This is a genomic window from Pseudomonas ekonensis (genome assembly GCF_019145435.1).
Lineage (GTDB): Bacteria > Pseudomonadota > Gammaproteobacteria > Pseudomonadales > Pseudomonadaceae > Aquipseudomonas > Aquipseudomonas ekonensis.
This window is the reverse complement of record NZ_JAHSTS010000002.1, coordinates 1557403-1575780: the sequence shown is the minus strand read 5'-3', so window position 1 is coordinate 1575780 and position 18378 is coordinate 1557403. Positions and strand designations below refer to the sequence as shown.

The 18378-nt window shown below is 64.2% G+C and carries 23 protein-coding genes; 12 read left to right on the top strand and 11 right to left on the bottom strand.

Translation table 11 applies throughout. The features are described 5' to 3' along the window. Positions 1-11: 11 nt before the first annotated feature. Positions 12-905: a ZIP family metal transporter gene (locus tag KVG96_RS20310; protein ID WP_217893650.1), complete on the top strand. Its 894-nt coding sequence runs from the start codon at positions 12-14 to the stop codon at positions 903-905. A 42-nt stretch (positions 906-947) separates the two neighbouring features. On the opposite strand, the gene KVG96_RS20305 is transcribed toward KVG96_RS20310, so the two are convergent. From KVG96_RS20305 to KVG96_RS20260, 10 genes are all read right to left on the bottom strand, one after another. Further along, entirely contained in the window at positions 948-1223 is a 276-nt protein-coding gene (locus KVG96_RS20305; protein ID WP_217893649.1) for an HPr family phosphocarrier protein, read from the bottom strand. A gap of 15 nt (positions 1224-1238) precedes the next feature. Next, entirely contained in the window at positions 1239-2096 is an 858-nt protein-coding gene (rapZ, locus tag KVG96_RS20300) for an RNase adapter RapZ (protein WP_085578593.1), read from the bottom strand. A 2-nt stretch (positions 2097-2098) separates the two neighbouring features. Next, positions 2099-2563, bottom strand: coding sequence for a PTS IIA-like nitrogen regulatory protein PtsN (gene ptsN, locus KVG96_RS20295; RefSeq protein WP_217893648.1), 465 nt, complete (start codon positions 2561-2563; stop codon positions 2099-2101). Positions 2564-2574: 11 nt separating this feature from the next. After that, positions 2575-2883, bottom strand: a complete 309-nt coding sequence (gene hpf, locus KVG96_RS20290) for a ribosome hibernation-promoting factor, HPF/YfiA family (protein WP_085578597.1) — start codon at positions 2881-2883, stop codon at positions 2575-2577. Positions 2884-2956: 73 nt separating this feature from the next. Further along, positions 2957-4450 carry an RNA polymerase factor sigma-54 gene (locus tag KVG96_RS20285; RefSeq protein ID WP_217893647.1) on the bottom strand — a complete coding sequence of 498 codons (1494 nt, stop codon included), beginning with the start codon at positions 4448-4450 and terminating at the stop codon, positions 2957-2959. A 188-nt stretch (positions 4451-4638) separates the two neighbouring features. Next, on the bottom strand, positions 4639-5364 hold the full coding sequence (gene lptB / locus KVG96_RS20280; protein ID WP_085578601.1) for an LPS export ABC transporter ATP-binding protein: 726 nt from the start codon (positions 5362-5364) through the stop codon (positions 4639-4641). Then, positions 5364-5912 (bottom strand): lipopolysaccharide transport periplasmic protein LptA, encoded by a 549-nt coding sequence (gene lptA / locus KVG96_RS20275; protein WP_217893646.1) that lies wholly within the window; start codon positions 5910-5912, stop codon positions 5364-5366. The genes lptB and lptA overlap by 1 nt, the downstream gene beginning before the upstream one ends. Continuing rightward, entirely contained in the window at positions 5899-6471 is a 573-nt protein-coding gene (lptC, locus tag KVG96_RS20270) for an LPS export ABC transporter periplasmic protein LptC (protein WP_085578605.1), read from the bottom strand. Before lptC ends, lptA begins: the two co-directional genes overlap by 14 nt. Before the next feature lie 8 nt (positions 6472-6479). Beyond that, entirely contained in the window at positions 6480-7004 is a 525-nt protein-coding gene (locus KVG96_RS20265) for a KdsC family phosphatase (protein WP_217893645.1), read from the bottom strand. Next, the gene (locus tag KVG96_RS20260; RefSeq protein WP_217893644.1) at positions 7005-7979 is read right to left on the bottom strand and encodes a KpsF/GutQ family sugar-phosphate isomerase; all 975 of its coding nucleotides are present in this window, start codon (positions 7977-7979) and stop codon (positions 7005-7007) included. 277 nt (positions 7980-8256) lie between these two features. On the opposite strand from KVG96_RS20260, the gene KVG96_RS20255 reads away from it, so the two are divergent. From KVG96_RS20255 to hisC, 10 genes are all read left to right on the top strand, one after another. Beyond that, positions 8257-9069, top strand: coding sequence for an ATP-binding cassette domain-containing protein (locus KVG96_RS20255; protein WP_064593401.1), 813 nt, complete (start codon positions 8257-8259; stop codon positions 9067-9069). Beyond that, complete coding sequence (gene mlaE, locus KVG96_RS20250; protein WP_085578613.1) at positions 9069-9866, top strand: lipid asymmetry maintenance ABC transporter permease subunit MlaE; 798 nt, start codon at positions 9069-9071, stop codon at positions 9864-9866. Before KVG96_RS20255 ends, mlaE begins: the two co-directional genes overlap by 1 nt. Continuing rightward, positions 9866-10333: an outer membrane lipid asymmetry maintenance protein MlaD gene (gene mlaD, locus KVG96_RS20245; protein ID WP_085578615.1), complete on the top strand. Its 468-nt coding sequence runs from the start codon at positions 9866-9868 to the stop codon at positions 10331-10333. Before mlaE ends, mlaD begins: the two co-directional genes overlap by 1 nt. A gap of 11 nt (positions 10334-10344) precedes the next feature. Next, positions 10345-10995, top strand: a complete 651-nt coding sequence (locus tag KVG96_RS20240) for an MlaC/ttg2D family ABC transporter substrate-binding protein (protein ID WP_217893643.1) — start codon at positions 10345-10347, stop codon at positions 10993-10995. Continuing rightward, positions 10992-11297, top strand: a complete 306-nt coding sequence (locus KVG96_RS20235) for an STAS domain-containing protein (RefSeq protein ID WP_217893642.1) — start codon at positions 10992-10994, stop codon at positions 11295-11297. The genes KVG96_RS20240 and KVG96_RS20235 overlap by 4 nt, the downstream gene beginning before the upstream one ends. Before the next feature lie 115 nt (positions 11298-11412). Then, complete coding sequence (locus tag KVG96_RS20230; protein WP_007953556.1) at positions 11413-11652, top strand: BolA family protein; 240 nt, start codon at positions 11413-11415, stop codon at positions 11650-11652. Positions 11653-11674: 22 nt separating this feature from the next. Continuing rightward, positions 11675-12940, top strand: coding sequence for a UDP-N-acetylglucosamine 1-carboxyvinyltransferase (gene murA, locus KVG96_RS20225; RefSeq protein WP_085578621.1), 1266 nt, complete (start codon positions 11675-11677; stop codon positions 12938-12940). Positions 12941-13081: 141 nt separating this feature from the next. Next, the gene (hisG, locus tag KVG96_RS20220) at positions 13082-13717 is read left to right on the top strand and encodes an ATP phosphoribosyltransferase (RefSeq protein ID WP_085578623.1); all 636 of its coding nucleotides are present in this window, start codon (positions 13082-13084) and stop codon (positions 13715-13717) included. A gap of 124 nt (positions 13718-13841) precedes the next feature. Next, positions 13842-15167 (top strand): histidinol dehydrogenase, encoded by a 1326-nt coding sequence (gene hisD, locus KVG96_RS20215; RefSeq protein ID WP_217893641.1) that lies wholly within the window; start codon positions 13842-13844, stop codon positions 15165-15167. Between the two features lie 3 nt (positions 15168-15170). Continuing rightward, entirely contained in the window at positions 15171-16223 is a 1053-nt protein-coding gene (gene hisC, locus KVG96_RS20210; RefSeq protein WP_217893640.1) for a histidinol-phosphate transaminase, read from the top strand. A 100-nt stretch (positions 16224-16323) separates the two neighbouring features. Here the strand turns inward: hisC and algW are convergent, their stop codons facing one another. Further along, on the bottom strand, positions 16324-17484 hold the full coding sequence (gene algW / locus KVG96_RS20205) for a Do family serine endopeptidase AlgW (RefSeq protein WP_217893639.1): 1161 nt from the start codon (positions 17482-17484) through the stop codon (positions 16324-16326). Between the two features lie 103 nt (positions 17485-17587). Between algW and KVG96_RS20200 the strand changes: the two genes are divergently transcribed. Continuing rightward, a complete protein-coding gene (locus KVG96_RS20200) occupies positions 17588-18346 on the top strand; it encodes a Nif3-like dinuclear metal center hexameric protein (protein ID WP_217893638.1) in 759 nt (252 codons plus the stop codon). Positions 18347-18378: the final 32 nt, after the last annotated feature.

Here is an 18378-nt window from a genome sequence, read left to right as displayed (position 1 = left end):
CAAGGCTGACTATGGGCACTGGAACACTGGCGATCGGCAGCGGGCGGATGTTCCGTTACGCGTTCGGCTCGCTGCTGCTGTTGGCGGGCATGACCTTGCTGGTCGCCCACGGGCTGGAATGGCTGGATCTCGAGCCGAGGCTATCGCGGGCGTTGCAGGGTGGTGCGCTCTGCGCCCTCGGCACGGCGCTGGGGGCGGTACCGGTGCTGGTGATCCGACGCATGCCCCAGGCGCTCGGCGACACCCTGCTGGGGTTCGGCGCCGGCGTGATGCTGGCGGCGACGGCGTTTTCGCTGATCGTGCCGGGCATCGCCGCCGCCGAGAGCCTGGGCATGACACCGTGGGGGGCCAGCGGCCTGATCTGCCTGGGCATCCTGGCCGGTGCGTTCGGGCTGTACCTGGTGGATCGCCGGGTCTCTGGCGCGACCCCGGAAATGCTGGTCGGCACCGTCGAACATCCGGTGATCCCGCCGCGCATCTGGCTGTTCGTGTTCGCCATCATCGCCCACAACATCCCTGAAGGCATGGCCGTCGGCGTGTCGGCCGGCGGCGGCATGCCGGACGCGGACAGCCTGGCCATGGGCATTGCCTTGCAGGATGTGCCGGAAGGGCTGGTGATTGCCTTGGTGCTGGCCGGGGCGGGGATGTCGCGCATGAAGGCGTTCCTGATCGGTGCCGCCTCAGGGCTGGTGGAGCCGGTGTTTGCGCTGCTGTGTGCGTGGCTGGTCAGCCTGGCGCAGGTGCTGTTGCCGTTGGGGTTGGCGTTGGCGGCGGGGGCGATGCTGCTGGTGGTGACCCACGAAGTGATTCCGGAGTCGCGGCGCAACGGCCATGACAAGCTGGCCAGCCTGGGACTGCTGGTGGGCTTTTGTCTGATGATGGTGATGGATACGGCGTTGGGCTGAACCTCAGGAGGGCGCCTTTGCTCCCTCCTGACGAATACGGTCTCAGCCGCCTTCGTCGAAGTAGTTGTTGATCAGCGCCACCAGCGCATCCATGGCTTCGTTCTCTTGATGCCCTTCGGTGCTCAGGTGGATTTTCGTGCCCTTGCCGGCGGCCAGCATCATCATGGCCATGATGCTCTTGCCGTCCACCGTGGTCTCCGGCGTGCGGCCGACCCTGATCGTGCAATCCGGGAACTGGCCGGCGACACCGACGAACTTGGCCGATGCCCGGGCATGCAGACCCAGTTTGTTGATGATTTCGATTTCCAGAGCAGGCATCGCGGTGTGGATCCTTTAGGTGAGGTCGCGGTGGCGGACCTGGACGTTCTTCAGGGTTTTCTGCAACGCCTGGCCCAGGCGCTCGGTCAGGTAGACGGAGCGGTGGTGCCCGCCGGTGCAGCCGATGGCAATGGTGACGTAGGCGCGGTTGCTGGCGGCGAAGCGCGGCAGCCACTTGAGCAGGTAGGCGTAGATGTCCTGGAACATCTCCTCGACCTCCGGCTGCGCCGCGAGGTATTCGGCCACCGGCTCGTCCAGGCCGGACTGTGCGCGTAGTTCAGGTTTCCAGTACGGATTGGGCAGGCAGCGTACATCGAACACCAGGTCGGCATCCACCGGCATGCCGCGTTTGAAACCGAACGACTCCACCAGGAACGCCGTACCGGGTTCCGGCTGGTTCAGCAGGCGCAGCTTGATGGTGTCACGCAATTGGTACAGGTTCAGGCTGGTGGTGTTGACCTTCAGGTCCGCCAGGTCGGCGATGGGGCCGAGCAGGGCCGTTTCGTCCTCGATGGCTTCGGCCAGCGAACGGTTGGCGCTGCTCAGCGGGTGGCGCCGGCGGGTTTCCGAGAAGCGCTTGAGCAGGGTTTCCTCGTCGGCGTCCAGGTAGAGGACGTCGCACTGGATATGCCGGCTGCGGACCTCTTCGAGCAATTCGGGAAAACGCGACAGGTGGCTCGGCAGGTTGCGCGCATCGATCGAGACGGCCACCAGCGGTTGCGACAGTTCGGTGTGGATCAGCGCACGCTCGGCCAGATCCGGCAGCAGGCCGGCCGGCAGGTTGTCGATGCAGTAGTAGCCGTTGTCCTCCAGGACATCCAGTGCGGTGCTTTTACCCGAGCCGGAACGGCCACTGACGATGATCAGACGCATGTTTACTGCCCGTTCTGCTCGTCCAGGACAACCTGATACAAGTCTTGGTTGCTGGCGGCGCGACGCAGTTTTTCGCGTACTTCCTTGCGGTCGAGCATGCTGGCGATCTGGCGCAGCAGCTCCAGGTGCGCATCGGTGGCGGCTTCCGGGACCAGCAGGACGAACAGCAGGTCGACCGGGGCGCCGTCGATGGCGTCGAAATCGATGGGGGCTTCAAGGTGCATCAGCGCACTGATGGGCGACTCGCAACCCTTGAGGCGGCAGTGCGGAATGGCGATGCCGTTGCCGAAGCCGGTGGAGCCGAGCTTCTCACGGGCGACCAGTGCCTCGAAGACATCTTGCATCTCCAGATCCGGCACTTCCCGGGCGATCAGGTTGGCAATTTGTTCGAGGGCTTTCTTTTTGCTGCCGCCCGGCACGTTCACGAGGGAACGGCCGGGGGTCAGGATACTTTCAAGTCGGATCATGGAGTGGGGGGTTATCGACCGGTAGCGCCCTGAAGGACTTTCTGGGTCTTTTCCTTATGCGTTTTGAGTTGGCGATCCAGTTTGTCGGTCAGGAGGTCAATGGCTGCGTACATGTCGTCATGTTCGGCATTGGCCACCACTTCCTTACCCGGCACATGCAGCGTGGCTTCGATTTTCTGTTTGAGCTTCTCGACGGTCATGATCACCTGAACGTTGGTGATCTTGTCGAAATGTCCCTCGATCTTCTTGAGCTTGGACTCGACGTACTCGCGCAGAGGGGCGGTCACTTCCAGTTGGTGTCCACTGATGTTGACTTGCATACAGCTTCTCCTTCGTTGCCAGTGCATAAAGCGGCAGGCGGGATAGCCTGCCACTGGAACGCTGTAACGTGGCTTACATCAACCGCTTGCGTTCGCTCGAAGGCGCGATCCCGAGGGATTCGCGGTACTTGGCGACGGTGCGGCGAGCCACCTGAATGCCTTGTGCCTCCAGTAAACCAGCGATCTTGCTGTCGCTCAACGGCTTTTTCTGATTTTCCGCGGCAACCAGTTTCTTGATGATCGCGCGGATCGCCGTGGACGAGCATTCGCCGCCTTCGGAGGTGCTGACGTGGCTGGAGAAAAAGTATTTCAGCTCATAAATGCCCCGGGGGGTATGCATGAACTTTTGCGTGGTCACCCGGGAAATCGTCGACTCGTGCATGCCCACCGCTTCGGCGATGTCATGCAGCACCAGGGGTTTCATGGCTTCGTCGCCGTACTCCAGGAAACCGCGCTGATGCTCGACGATCTGGGTCGCCACTTTCATCAGGGTCTCGTTGCGGCTCTGCAGGCTCTTGATGAACCAGCGCGCCTCTTGCAGCTGGTTGCGCATGAAGGTGTTGTCGGCGCTGGTGTCGGCGCGGCGCACGAACCCGGCGTACTGGGCGTTGACCCGCAGGCGCGGCACGGATTCCTGGTTCAGCTCGACCAGCCAGCGTTCGTTGTCCTTGCGCACGATGACGTCCGGCACCACGTACTCGGCCTCGGACGATTCGATCTGCGAGCCCGGGCGCGGGTTGAGGCTCTGCACCAGCTCGATGACCTGGCGCAGTTCGTCTTCCTTGAGTTTCATGCGCCGCATCAGCTGGCTGTAGTCGCGGCTGCCGAGCAGGTCGATGAAGTCGGTGACCAGGCGTTTGGCCTCCGTCAGCCACGGGGTCTTGGCCGGCAGCTGGCGCAATTGCAGCAGCAGGCATTCGCCGAGGTTGCGGGCGCCGATGCCCGCCGGCTCGAACTGCTGGATGCGGTGCAGGACGGCTTCGATCTCGTCGAGCTCGATGTCCAGCTCCGGATCGAACGCGTCGAGGATTTCTTCGAGGGATTCGTCGAGGTAGCCCTGATTGTTGATGCAGTCGATCAGGGTGACGGCGATCAGGCGGTCGGTGTCCGACATCGGCGCCAGGTTGAGTTGCCACAGCAGGTGGCTTTGCAGGCTCTCGCCGGCGGAGGTGCGGGTGGTGAAGTCCCACTCGTCGTCATCGTTGCCGGGCAGGCTGCTGGCGCTGGTCTGGTAGACGTCTTCCCAGGCGGTGTCGACCGGCAGTTCGTTGGGGATGCGCTCGCTCCATTCGCCGTCCTCGAGGCTGTCCACCGTCGGCGCCGTCTCTTGGTAGGCCGGTTCCTGGATCTCGGTGTTGGGCTTCTGTTCGGCGTTGTCGGCCATGGGGTCGGAATTGTCGAAGTCGTCGCCGTCTTCCTGGCGCTCGAGCATCGGGTTGGATTCCAGGACCTCCTGGATCTCCTGCTGCAGGTCCAGGGTCGACAATTGGAGCAGGCGGATGGCCTGTTGCAGCTGCGGCGTCATCGTCAGCTGCTGGCCCATTCTCAAGACTAGCGATGGTTTCATGGCAGGGGCTTAACACCTTATTTGCCGGCGCACATGCGCCATCCACTACAGGGCGCCGAGGCGCCAAACTTAAGCAAATTATATGCCTGAAACTGAAGTGTTTGCCTAGAGCGCTGTAACAATTAAAGCGCATAAAACCGCGCTCGAATCGATGCAGCGCAGGGGCGGCAGGGCGGCCACCTCAGCGCTTACAGGCGGAACTCGTGGCCCAGGTACACTTCCTTCACCAGGTCGTTGGCGAGGATGGTGTCCGAGTCGCCTTCGGCGATCAGCTGGCCGTCGTTGACGATGTAGGCCGTTTCGCAGATGTCCAGGGTCTCGCGCACGTTGTGGTCGGTGATCAGCACGCCGATGCCCTTCGCCTTGAGGTGGTGGATGATCTGCTTGATGTCGCCCACCGAGATCGGGTCCACACCGGCGAACGGTTCGTCGAGGAGGATGAATTTCGGTGCGGTGGCCAGGGCCCGGGCGATTTCCACGCGACGGCGTTCGCCGCCGGACAGGCTCATGCCGAGGTTGTCGCGGATGTGGCTGATGTGGAATTCCTGCAGCAGGCTTTCGAGTTCCTTGCGCCGGCCGGCCTTGTCGAGCTCCTTGCGGGTCTCGAGGATGGCCATGATGTTGTCGGCCACCGACAGTTTGCGGAAGATCGACGCTTCCTGCGGGAGATAGCCGATGCCGGCCTTGGCGCGGCCGTGCATCGGCTGGTGGCTGACGTCCAGGTCGTCGATCAGGACGCGGCCCTGGTCGGCCTGCACCAGGCCGACGATCATGTAGAAGCAGGTGGTCTTGCCGGCGCCGTTGGGGCCGAGCAGGCCCACGATCTGACCGCTGTCGATGGACAGGCTGACGTCGCGCACGACCTGGCGGCTCTTGTAGCTCTTGGCCAGATGCTGGGCTTTCAGGGTTGCCATTACTGGGCCTTCTGTCCGTCGGTTTTCTGTTTCGGCTGGATCACCATGTCGATCCGCGGACGCGACTCGGTCACCTTGTTGCCGGTGGCGCGACCGGCGCTGGCCAGCTTCTTCACCGTGTCGTAGACGATCTTCTCGCCCTGGGTGGTGTTGCCGTCCTTGTCGATGACCTTGGCGCGGTCGATCAGCACGACGCGGTTCTGCTGCGCGTGGTACTGGATGGTCACGCCGTAGCCCTGGACGGGCTTGGTGTCGCCCTGGGTCTGCAACTGCTCGAAGTAGGCCAGGTTGCCCACCGAGGTCACGACGTCGATGTCGCCGTTGGGCGCGCGGGTCATGGTCACGGTGTTGCCTTTCACGATCATGGAGCCCTGGGTGATGATCACATCGCCCTTGTAGGTCGCCACGCCGTTCTTGTCGTCGAGCTGGGCGTCGTCGGCCTGGATGCGGATCGGCTGCTGGCTATCGTTCGGCAGGGCCCAGGCGCTCGCGCTTCCCAGTGCTGCGCCCAGACTGAGCAAAATAGGGAGGGTTTTAACGAGCCTCATACTGTCCTCTTACGTTCGATAGCAGGTGGATCCTGCTGTCTTTCAGGTACGCTTTCATTCCTTTGCCGGTCGATACGCCGCCAGCGCCGTCAATTCTAACGGGTTGCTCGGTCTGCGCATATTGCTGCTGCGGGAACACTGTCATGCGGGTGGTGGTGATCAGGGTGTCGCGGTTCTTTTCGTCGGTGCGCTTGATGCGCACCGAGTCGATCAGTTCGACTTCGGTGCCGCCGGGGTTCACTTCGCCGCGTTCGCTGGTGACGTGCCACGGGTACTCGGTGCCGCGGAACATGTTCAGGTCGGGCTTGGTGACCAGGGTGATGTCGGTGGCCTTGACGTGCTCGGCCTTCTGCGACGTCATTTCGTACTGCACCTTGCCGTCTTCCAGGTACTGCAGCGTGTGGGTGTTGGTCGCGTACCAGTCGATCGGGCTTTCCTGGGCCGAGACCGCCGGCTTGTCGAGGAAGCGCTCGGGGCTGATGTTCCAGTAGCCGACCGCGCCGAAGATCGCCGCGATGCAGCAGAACAGCAAGATGTTGCGAAACTTTTTGCTAAACATGGTCTGGCTCACAGATATGCGGCGTTGGCGGCATCGAGGCGGCCCTGGGCGCGCAAGATCAATTCGCAGAATTCCCGCGCGGCGCCTTCGCCGCCGCGGGCCTGGGTGACGCCATGGGCATGTTCGCGCACGAACGCGGCGGCATTGGCCACGGCCATGCCGAGCCCGACGCGGCGGATCACCGGCAGGTCGGGCAGGTCGTCGCCCAGGTAGGCGACCTCTTCATAGCTTAGGCCCAGTTGCTCCAGAAGGCCGTCGAGCACCACCAGTTTGTCCTCGCGGCCCTGGAACAGGTGCGGGATGCCCAGGTTCCTGGCCCGGCGCTCGACCACCGGGGTCTTGCGGCCGCTGATGATCGCGGTCTGGACGCCGGCGTTCATCAGCATCTTGATGCCTTGGCCGTCCAGGGTGTTGAAGGTCTTGAATTCGCTGCCGTCTTCGAGGAAGTACAGGCGGCCGTCGGTGAGGACGCCGTCGACGTCGAACACCGCCAGCTTGATCGGTTTGCCGCGTTGCAGCAGGTCGTTGCTCATTTACATGACTCCTGCGCGCAGCAGGTCGGACAGGTTGAAGGCGCCGACCGGGCGGTCCTCCGCGTCCACGACCACCAGCGCATTGATTCGGTTGTCTTCCATGATTTTCAGGGCTTCGGCGGCGAGCATCTCGGCGCGGGCGGTCTTGCCGTGCACGGTCATCACCTGGTCGATGACGGCGCTGTGCACGTCGATGTTGCGGTCCAGGGTGCGGCGCAGGTCGCCGTCGGTGAAGATCCCGGCCAGCTTGCCGTCGGCCTCGAGGACCGCAGTCATGCCCAGTCCCTTGCGGCTCATTTCCAGCAGGGCATCCTTGAGCAGGGTGCCGCGCTGCACCTGCGGCAGCTCATCGCCGGCGTGCATGACGTTTTCCACTTTCAGCAGCAGGCGCCGGCCCAGGGCGCCGCCCGGGTGGGAGAACGCGAAGTCTTCGGCGGTGAAACCGCGGGCCTCCAGCAGCGCCACGGCCAGGGCGTCGCCCATGACCAGCGCGGCGGTGGTCGAGGAGGTCGGCGCCAGGTTCAGCGGGCAGGCCTCGTGCTCCACCTGCACGTTCAGGTTGACTTCGGCGGCCTTGGCCAGCGGCGATTGAGGGTTGCCGGTCACGCTGATCAGCTGGATGCCCAGGCGCTTGATCAACGGCAGCAGGGTGACGATTTCGTTGGTCGAGCCGGAGTTGGACAGGGCCAGGATCACGTCTTCGCGGGTGATCATGCCCATGTCGCCGTGGCTGGCTTCGGCCGGGTGAACGAAAAAGGCCGGGGTGCCGGTGCTGGCGAGGGTCGCGGCGATCTTGTTGCCGATGTGTCCGGACTTGCCCATGCCGACCACGACCACACGGCCCTTGCTGGCCAGGATCATCTCGCAGGCGCGCACGAAATCGGCGTCGATGTGGGCCATCAGGCCTTGCACGGCTTGCGCTTCGAGGCGGACGGTGCGTTGTGCCGATTGGATCAGGTCGCTGGATTGGCTCATGTCAGAAATCGTATAGCCCGATGAAAAGGCGGCGATTATAGCGGTTCTGTCGAAAAGCCTCACGCAAGTTCGTCGCGCGTTGCCCTTTGTTGCCGCCGAAACCTGCCCGGACGGAGGGGCAGAGCCCTTCGGCGGGCAAAAAGCGGGGCGGTCGAGACCTTGGGCGCTTGCCCTTTGCAATGATATAGTTCGCCGCCAGTTCGGCCTGCCCGGGACGCTTGTGCTTTATTCACCAAGCCTGGCGTCCGAGTGAGAGGCTGCATCGCAAGGAGTTTAGATGAGTGCCGATAACGCCTACGCGGTCGAGCTGAAGGGAGTCTCCTTCAAGCGCGGTGCGCGGAGCATTTTCAATAACGTCGATATCCGCATCCCCCGCGGCAAGGTCACCGGCATCATGGGGCCTTCCGGGTGCGGCAAGACCACGCTGCTGCGCCTGATGGGCGCCCAGCTGCGCCCGTCCAAGGGCGAAGTGTGGGTCAACGGCCAGAACCTGCCGAAGCTTTCGCGCAGCGATCTGTTCGATGCCCGCAAGCACATGGGTGTGCTGTTTCAGAGCGGCGCGCTGTTCACCGACCTCGACGTGTTCGAGAACGTCGCCTTCCCGCTGCGCGTCCACACCGACCTTCCGGAAGAGATGATCCGCGACATCGTGCTGCTCAAGCTGCAGGCGGTGGGGCTGCGCGGGGCCATCGAGCTGATGCCTGACGAGCTGTCCGGCGGCATGAAGCGCCGGGTCGCCCTGGCGCGCGCAATCGCCCTGGATCCGCAGATCCTGATGTACGACGAGCCTTTCGTCGGCCAGGACCCGATCGCCATGGGCGTGCTGGTGCGCCTGATCCGCCTGCTCAACGACGCGCTCGGCATCACCAGCATCGTGGTTTCCCACGACCTGGCCGAGACCGCGAGCATCGCCGACTACATCTATGTGGTGGGCGACGGGCAGGTGCTGGGGCAGGGCACGCCGGACGAACTGATGGGCTCGGACGATCCGCGCATCCGTCAATTCATGACCGGCGAACCCGACGGCCCGGTTCCGTACCACTTTCCAGCGCCGGATTACCGCGCCGATCTTCTGGGGAAGCGCCGCTGATGCGCAGAATTACATTGATGGAGCGCGTGCGCCGCTTCGGTCAGGCCGGCATCGACACCGTCGCGGTGTTCGGCCGTTCGACCCTGTTCCTGTTTCATGCCCTGTTGGGCCGCGGCGGCATCGGCAGCGGTTTCGGCCTGCTGGTCAAGCAGTTGCATTCGGTCGGCGTGATGTCGCTGGTGATCATCGTGGTCTCCGGCATCTTCATCGGCATGGTGCTGGCGCTGCAGGGGTTCAACATCCTGTCGAGCTACGGTTCGGAGCAGGCGGTGGGGCAGATGGTGGCCCTGACGCTGCTGCGCGAGCTGGGGCCGGTGGTGACCGCGCTGCTGTTCGCCGGGCGCGCCGGTTCGGCGCTGACGGCGGAGATCGGCAACATGAAGTCCACCGAACAGCTCTCCAGCCTGGAGATGATCGGCGTCGACCCGCTCAAGTACATCATCGCCCCGCGCCTGTGGGCCGGCTTCATTTCCCTGCCGGTGCTGGCGATGATCTTCAGCGTGGTGGGCATCTGGGGCGGCTCGTGGGTGGCGGTCGACTGGCTGGGGGTCTATGAAGGTTCCTACTGGTCGAACATGCAGAACAGCGTCAGCTTCGGCGACGACGTGCTCAACGGCATCATCAAGAGCGCGGTCTTCGCCTTCGTCGTGACCTGGATCGCCGTATTTCAAGGCTATGACTGCGAACCCACTTCCGAGGGGATCAGCCGTGCCACCACCAAGACCGTGGTATATGCCTCGCTGGCAGTGCTCGGCCTGGACTTTATTCTGACCGCTTTGATGTTTGGAGATTTCTGATGCAAAACCGCACCCTGGAAATCGGTGTCGGCCTGTTCCTGCTGGCAGGGATCCTGGCTTTGCTGCTGCTTGCGTTGCGGGTCAGCGGCCTGTCTCCGACCTCGTCCACCGATACCTACAAGCTTTATGCCTACTTCGACAACATCGCCGGCCTGACGGTCCGGGCGAAAGTGACCATGGCCGGCGTGACCATCGGCAAGGTCACGGCGATCGACCTGGACCGCGACAGCTTCACCGGCCGGGTGACCCTGCAGGTGGACAAAAGCGTCGACAACCTGCCGACCGACTCCACAGCATCTATCCTGACGGCTGGACTGCTGGGCGAGAAGTACATCGGCATCAGCGTGGGCGGGGAAGACACCCGGCTCAAGGATGGCGGGACCATTCACGACACCCAGTCGTCGCTGGTGCTGGAGGACCTGATCGGTAAATTCCTGCTCAATACCGTTAGCAAAGACGCCAAATGAGGAGCTTTCGAATGATCTCTACCTTGCGACGTGGCCTGTTGGTGTTGCTCGCAGCGCTGCCTCTGGCGGCCAACGCCGTGGCGGCGCCTTCGGCGCACGATCTGGTTCAGGACACCACCAACCGGATGCTGGCCGACCTTGCCGCCAACAAAGAGAAGTACAAGCAGGATCCGGCCGACTTCTACGCCGCGCTCAACAGCATCGTCGGCCCGGTCGTGGACGCCGAAGGCATTTCCAAGAGCATCATGACGGTCAAGTACTCGCGCAAGGCCACGCCGGCGCAGATGAAGACCTTCGAGGAAAACTTCAAGCGCGGCCTGTTCCAGTTCTACGGCAACGCCTTGCTGGAGTACAACAACCAGGGCATCACCGTCGATCCGGCCAAGGACGAATCGGGCGACCGCACCAGCGTCGGCATGACCGTCAAGGGCAGCAACGGTGCTGTTTACCCGGTCTCCTACACGCTTGAGAAGATCAACGGCGAGTGGAAGCTGCGCAACGTGATCATCAACGGCATCAACATCGGCAAGCTGTTCCGCGATCAGTTCGCCGACGCGATGCAGCGCAACGGCAACGACCTGGACAAGACCATCAACGGCTGGGCCGGCGAAGTGGCCAAGGCCAAGCAGAACGCCGAACAGCAAGAGAAGCCAGCGCAATGACCGAGTCGGCCGTTCGTCTGGACCAGGCCAGTGAGCTGCAGCTCAGCGGCGTGCTGGACTACCGCACCGCCCCCGCGCTGCGCGAGCAGGGCCGGGCGCTGATCAAGTCCTGCACGGCGCCGGCGCTGGTGATCGATTGCTCCGAAGTGGAGAAGTCCAGCAGCGTCGGCCTTTCGTTGCTGCTGTGCTTCATCCGCGATGCGAAAGCCGCCGGCAAGGCGGTCAGCATCCGGGCGATGCCCGAAGACATGCGCGAAATCGCCCAGGTCAGTGAGCTGACCGAGCTGTTGGCGCAACCCTGAACCCGCATCGACGAGAAAGCCCCCCGTCAGAGTCCTGCGCCGCGGGGTTCGCAGGCGCGGGGCTTTTTTGTATGATGTCCGACCCGCGCGCACAGGGCGCCGATTGAGGTTGAGCATGCAGGCCGTAGAAGTGAAGAGCTTCCTTGAAGGAAAGCTGCCAGGAACGCAGGTGGAAGTCGAAGGCGAAGGCTGCAACTTCCAGTTGAACGTGATTAGCGATGAACTGGCGGCATTGAGTCCGGTCAAGCGTCAGCAGAGCATCTATGCCCATTTGAACCCATGGATCGCCGATGGCAGCATCCACGCGGTCACTATGAAATTTTTCAGCAGCGCGGCCTGGGCCGAGCGCACCTGAGCCTTAGGGCGTCGAGATTCTTATGGATAAATTGATTATTACCGGCGGCGCACGCCTTGACGGCGAGATCCGGATCTCCGGGGCGAAGAACTCCGCCCTGCCGATCCTGGCCGCCACCCTGCTGTGCGACGGCCCGGTCACCGTGGGCAACCTGCCGCACCTGCACGACATCACCACCATGATCGAGCTGTTCGGCCGCATGGGCATCGAGCCTGTGATCGACGAAAAGCTGAGCGTGGAAATCGACCCGCGCACCATCAAGACCCTGATCGCCCCGTACGAGCTGGTCAAGACCATGCGTGCGTCGATCCTGGTGCTGGGCCCGATGGTCGCCCGTTTCGGCGAAGCCGAAGTCGCGCTGCCGGGCGGTTGCGCCATCGGTTCGCGTCCGGTCGACCTGCACATCCGCGGCCTGGAGGCCATGGGCGCGGTCATCGACGTCGAAGGCGGCTACATCAAGGCCAAGGCGCCTGAAGGCGGCCTGCGCGGCGCGCACTTCTTCTTCGACACCGTCAGCGTGACCGGCACCGAGAACATCATGATGGCCGCTGCCCTGGCCAAGGGCCGCAGCGTGCTGCAGAACGCCGCCCGCGAACCTGAAGTGGTGGACCTGGCGAACTTCCTGAACGCCATGGGCGCCAAGGTTTCCGGCGCCGGCACCGACACCATCACCATCGACGGCGTCGAGCGCCTGGCCCCGACCTTCTACAAGGTCATGCCCGACCGCATCGAGACCGGCACCTACCTGGTGGCCGCAGCCGTCACCGGCGGGCGCGTGAAGGTCAAGGACACCGATCCGACCATTCTCGAAGCCGTCCTTGAAAAACTGCGCGAGTCCGGCGCCGAGATCACCAGCGGCGAAGACTGGATCGAGCTGAACATGCACGGCAAGCGGCCGAAGGCGGTCAACGTGCGCACCGCGCCGTACCCGGCGTTCCCGACCGACATGCAGGCGCAGTTCATCTCGCTCAACGCCATCGCCGAAGGCACCGGCGCCGTGATCGAGACGATCTTCGAAAACCGTTTCATGCACGTGTACGAACTGCACCGCATGGGCGCCAAGATCCAGGTCGAAGGCAACACCGCCATCGTGACCGGCACCGAGATCCTCAAGGGCGCACCGGTCATGGCGACCGACCTGCGCGCTTCGGCCAGCCTGGTGATCTCGGCCCTGGTGGCCGACGGCGACACCCTGATCGACCGCATCTACCACATCGACCGTGGCTACGAGTGCATCGAAGAGAAACTGCAGATGCTGGGCGCCAAGATCCGCCGCGTTCCGGGCTAGTCCTGCATCCGGACACAGGGAGGTGTCCACCGAGTTCGTTTTTGGTCGAGGGCTGCCGTTCCGTTCGGGACAAGCCCTCGATGTGTGTCCGGCGCCGATCGCGTCCGGGCATGAGTACCTTGATAAGGACTGACGCTACCCATGTTGACCATCGCACTGTCCAAGGGCCGCATCCTTGACGACACCCTGCCGCTTCTGGCCGAAGCGGGCATCGTGCCGACCGAGAATCCGGACAAGAGCCGCAAGCTGATCATTCCCACGACCCAGGAAGACGTCCGTCTGCTGATCGTGCGCGCCACCGACGTGCCGACCTATGTCGAGCATGGCGCGGCCGACCTCGGTGTGGCCGGCAAGGACGTGCTGATGGAATACAGCGGCCAGGGCCTGTACGAGCCGTTGGACCTGCAGATCGCCCAATGCAAGCTGATGACCGCCGGCAAGGTCGGCGCCGCCGAACCCAAGGGCCGCCTGCGGGTGGCGACCAAGTTCGTCAACGTCGCCAAGCGCTACTACGCCGAGCAGGGCCGTCAGGTCGACATCATCAAGCTGTACGGCTCGATGGAGCTGGCGCCGCTGATCGGTCTGGCGGACAAGATCATCGACGTGGTCGACACCGGCAACACCCTGCGCGCCAACGGCCTGGAGCCCCAGGAACTGATCGCCACGATCAGCTCGCGCCTGGTGGTCAACAAGGCTTCGATGAAGATGCAACACGCCCGGATCCAGGCGTTGATCGATACCCTGCGCAAGGCAGTGGAATCGCGACACCGCGGCTGATGTACCCGCGCGGCCTCCGGCTGCGCCCGTCTATCCGCCTCATAGCCAGAATCTCAGGTGCCCAAGCGGAACGACTGCTAAGTTAGGGCGCCTGAGTTTTCGCCAATCCTATGAGGCTCTCGCTATGACCGCACCGACTGCAATTCGCCGACTCAACGCTGCTGACCCGGATTTCGCGCATCATCTGGATCATCTGCTGAGCTGGGAAAGCGTGTCCGACGACTCGGTCAATCAGCGGGTGCTGGACATCATCAAGGCCGTGCGCGAGCGCGGCGACGAGGCGCTGGTCGGGTTCACCCGCCAGTTCGACGGCGTGGACGCCGCCTCGATGGCGGACCTGATCCTGCCGCGCGAGCGCCTGGAACTGGCCCTGACCCGCATCACCCCGGCCCAGCGCGAGGCGCTGGAAAAAGCCGCGGCGCGGGTGCGCAGCTACCACGAACGGCAGAAGCAGGACTCCTGGAGCTACACCGAGACCGACGGCACCGTGCTCGGCCAGAAGGTCACGCCGCTGGACCGCGCCGGCCTGTACGTGCCGGGCGGCAAGGCGTCGTACCCGTCGTCGGTGCTGATGAACGCGATCCCGGCCAAGGTGGCCGGCGTGGGCGAAGTGGTCATGGTGGTGCCGACCCCGCGCGGCGAGGTCAACGAACTGGTGCTGGCCGCCGCGTGCATCGCCGGGGTCGACCGGGTGTTCACCATCGGCGGCGCCCAGGCTGTCGCCGCGCTGGCCTACGGCACCCAAAGCGTGCCGCAGGTGGATAAGGTGGTCGGCCCCGGCAACATCTACGTGGCCACCGCCAAGCGGCACGTGTTCGGCCAGGTCGGCATCGACATGATCGCCGGCCCTTCGGAAATCCTCGTGGTGTGCGACGGCCAGACCGATCCGGACTGGATCGCCATGGACCTGTTCTCCCAGGCCGAGCACGACGAAGACGCCCAGGCGATCCTGGTCAGCCCCGATGCGCAGTTCCTCGACAAAGTCGCAGCCAGCATCGACAAGCTGCTGCCGACCATGGACCGCGCCGCCATCATCGAAACCTCGATCAACGGCCGCGGCGCGCTGATCCAGGTGCGCGACATGGCCCAGGCCATCGAGGTCGCCAACCGCATCGCACCGGAACACCTTGAGCTGTCGGTCGCCGATCCCCAGGCCTGGCTGCCGCAGATCCGCCATGCCGGCGCGATCTTCATGGGCCGTCACACTTCCGAGGCGCTGGGCGACTACTGCGCAGGCCCCAACCACGTTCTGCCGACCTCCGGCACGGCGCGGTTCTCTTCGCCTTTGGGCGTGTACGACTTCCAGAAGCGCTCGTCGATCATCTTCTGCTCCGAGGCCGGCGCCTCCGAGCTGGGCAAGACCGCGTCGGTGCTGGCCCGTGGCGAATCGCTGAGCGCCCACGCGCGCAGCGCCGAATACCGCATCCTCGATGAACAGCAGGGGAACTGAGACATGAGCAAATTCTGGAGCCCGTTCGTCAAGGATCTGGTGCCTTACGTGCCGGGCGAACAGCCGAAGCTGGCCAAACTGGTCAAGCTCAACACCAACGAAAACCCGTACGGCCCGTCGCCCAAGGCGCTGGCCGCGATGCAGACCGAACTCAACGACAACCTGCGCCTGTACCCGGACCCCAACAGCGACCTGCTGAAAAACGCGGTCGCCGACTATTACGGCGTGCAGAGCAACCAGGTGTTCCTCGGCAACGGCTCGGACGAAGTGCTGGCGCACGTCTTTCACGGCTTGCTGCAGCACGACAAGCCGCTGCTGTTCCCGGACATCAGCTACAGCTTCTACCCGGTCTACGCCGGGCTGTACGGCATCGGCTTCGAGGCGGTGCCGCTGGACGCGCAGTTCCAGATCGACCCGGCGGACTACGCCAGGCCCAACGGCGGGATCATTTTCCCTAACCCGAACGCCCCGACCGGTTGCCTGCTGGCGCTGGACGCGGTCGAGCGGATCCTCAAGGCCAACCCGGATTCGGTGGTCGTGGTGGACGAGGCCTACATCGACTTCGGCGGCGAGACGGCGATCAGCCTGGTGAACCGTTATCCGAACCTGCTCGTCACCCAGACCCTCTCCAAGTCGCGCTCGCTGGCCGGCCTGCGGGTCGGGCTGGCGGTGGGGCATCCGGACCTGATCGAGGCGCTGGAGCGGATCAAGAACAGCTTCAACTCCTATCCGCTGGACCGGATGGCGAACGTCGGGGCGGCGGCAGCGTTCGAGGACCGCGAGTACTTCGACAAGACCTGCCGTTTGGTGATCGAGAGTCGGGAGTGGGTGACCGCGCAATTGCAGGCCAAGGGCTTTGAGGTGCTGCCGTCGGCCGCCAACTTCATCTTCGCCCGTCATCCGCAGCACGATGCGGCGGGGCTGGCGGCCAGGCTGCGGGAGCAGGGCGTGATCGTGCGCCACTTCAAGCAGGAGCGGATCGCCCAGTTCCTGCGCATCTCCATCGGCACGCCGGAGCAGAACCAGGCGCTGATCGACGGCCTCGGCGAGCTGTGACGGCCTGCTGAGCCGAAAAAAAGGCCGGCACCTCGTTGAAGGTGCCGGCCTTTTTTCATCCTGCCTTGCGGTGCTTCGGCTGGCGATGGTGCCCGGTCGGTCAGTTCTCTTCCTGTTCCTTGACCGGCGCCGGCGGCGGGCGCAGGCCGATTTCGGCGGTCAGCTTCAGTTCCTTGCCGTTGCGCATCACCTGGATCGTGACCTTGTCGGTCGGTTTGATCCGCGCCACCTGGTTCATCGACTTGCGGCCATCGCCGGCCGGTTCGCCGTCGATGCTCAGGATCACGTCGCCCAGTTGCAGGCCGGCCTTCTGCGCCGGGCCGTCGCGGAAGATCCCCGCCACCACGATCCCTGGACGCCCGGACAGGCCGAACGACTCGGCCAGTTCCTGGGTCAGCGGCTGCACTTCGATGCCCAGCCAGCCACGGATGACCTGGCCGTGCTCGATGATCGACTTCATGACCTCCATCGCCAGCTTCACCGGAATCGCGAAGCCGATGCCCTGGGAGCCGCCGGACTTGGAGAAGATCGCGGTGTTGATGCCGGTGAGGTTGCCGTTGGCGTCCACCAGGGCGCCGCCGGAGTTGCCGGGGTTGATGGCCGCGTCGGTCTGGATGAAGTCTTCGTAGTTGTTCAGGCCCAGCTGATTGCGCCCGGTGGCGCTGATGATGCCCATGGTCACGGTCTGGCCGACGCCGAACGGGTTGCCGATGGCCAGGGCGACGTCGCCGATGCGGATGTTGTCGGAGCGGCCCACGGTGATCGCCGGCAGGTTCTTCAGGTCGATCTTGAGCACCGCCAGGTCAGTCTCGGGGTCGCTGCCGATGACCCGGGCCAGGGTCTCGCGGCCGTCCTTGAGGGCCACGACGATCTGGTCGGCGCCGCTGGTGACGTGGTTGTTGGTCAGGATGAAGCCTTCCGGGCTCATGATCACGCCGGAGCCCAGGCTCGACTCCATGCGCTTCTGCTTGGGCGAGTTGTCGCCGAAGAAGCGGCGGAACTGTGGGTCTTCGAACAGCGGATGGGCCGGTTTGGCGATGACTTTGGTGGTGTACAGGTTGACCACCGACGGCGCGGCGATGGTCACGGCGTCGGCGTAGGTCACCGGCCCCTGCTGGATGCTGGTGGTCTGCGGGGCTTGCTGCAGGTTGACGTCGAGGCTCGGGAGCCCGACCCACTGCGGGTAACGCTGGATGATCAACAGAGCGATAAGCACGCCGGCCAACAGCGGCCAGCCGAAAAAACGCAGCGCCTTGAGCATTAAGCACGTCCTGGAAAAGTTGCAGGCGGGGTCGGACCGCCCATAATGTCGCGCATTATACGAGGCCGCGCGCGCCTCTGAACGGGATATTTAGGAGTCTTTCATGGCCGTCGCCCTGAGCACCCTGGTCGAGGAAGCCGACCGTTACCTCGCCAGTCCGAAAATCGCCGATTACTGCCCCAACGGCCTGCAGGTCGAGGGCCGGCCGCAGGTGATGCGCATCGTCAGCGGCGTCACCGCCAGCCAGGCGCTGCTCGACGCCGCCGTCGAAGCCGGGGCGGACCTGGTGCTGGTGCACCACGGCTACTTCTGGAAGGGCGAGAACCCCTGCGTCACCGGCATGAAGCAGCGTCGCCTCAAGACCTTGCTCAAGCACGACATCAGCCTGTTGGCCTACCACCTGCCGCTGGACCTGCATCCGGACGTCGGCAACAACGTGCAGTTGGCCCGCCAGCTGGACATCACCGTCGAAGGGCCGCTGGATCCGGACAACCTGAAGGTCGTCGGCCTGGTCGGCTCGCTCAGCGAGCCGGCGACGCCGCGGGATTTCGCCCGGCGGGTGCAAGAGGCCATGGGCCGCGAGCCGCTTTTGGTCGAAGGCAGCGCGATGATCCGGCGGGTCGGCTGGTGCACCGGCGGCGGCCAGGGCTACATCGACCAGGCCATCGCCGCCGGGGTCGACCTGTTCCTCAGCGGCGAAGCCTCGGAACAGACCTTCCACAGCGCCCGGGAGAACGGCATCAGCTTCATCGCCGCCGGCCACCACGCCACTGAACGCTACGGCGTGCAGGCGCTGGGCGAGTACCTGGCCAGGCGGTTCGCCCTGGAGCACATTTTCATCGATTGCCCGAACCCCATCTGAAACCCGGGGAGCTTGCTGGCGACAGCGTCGCT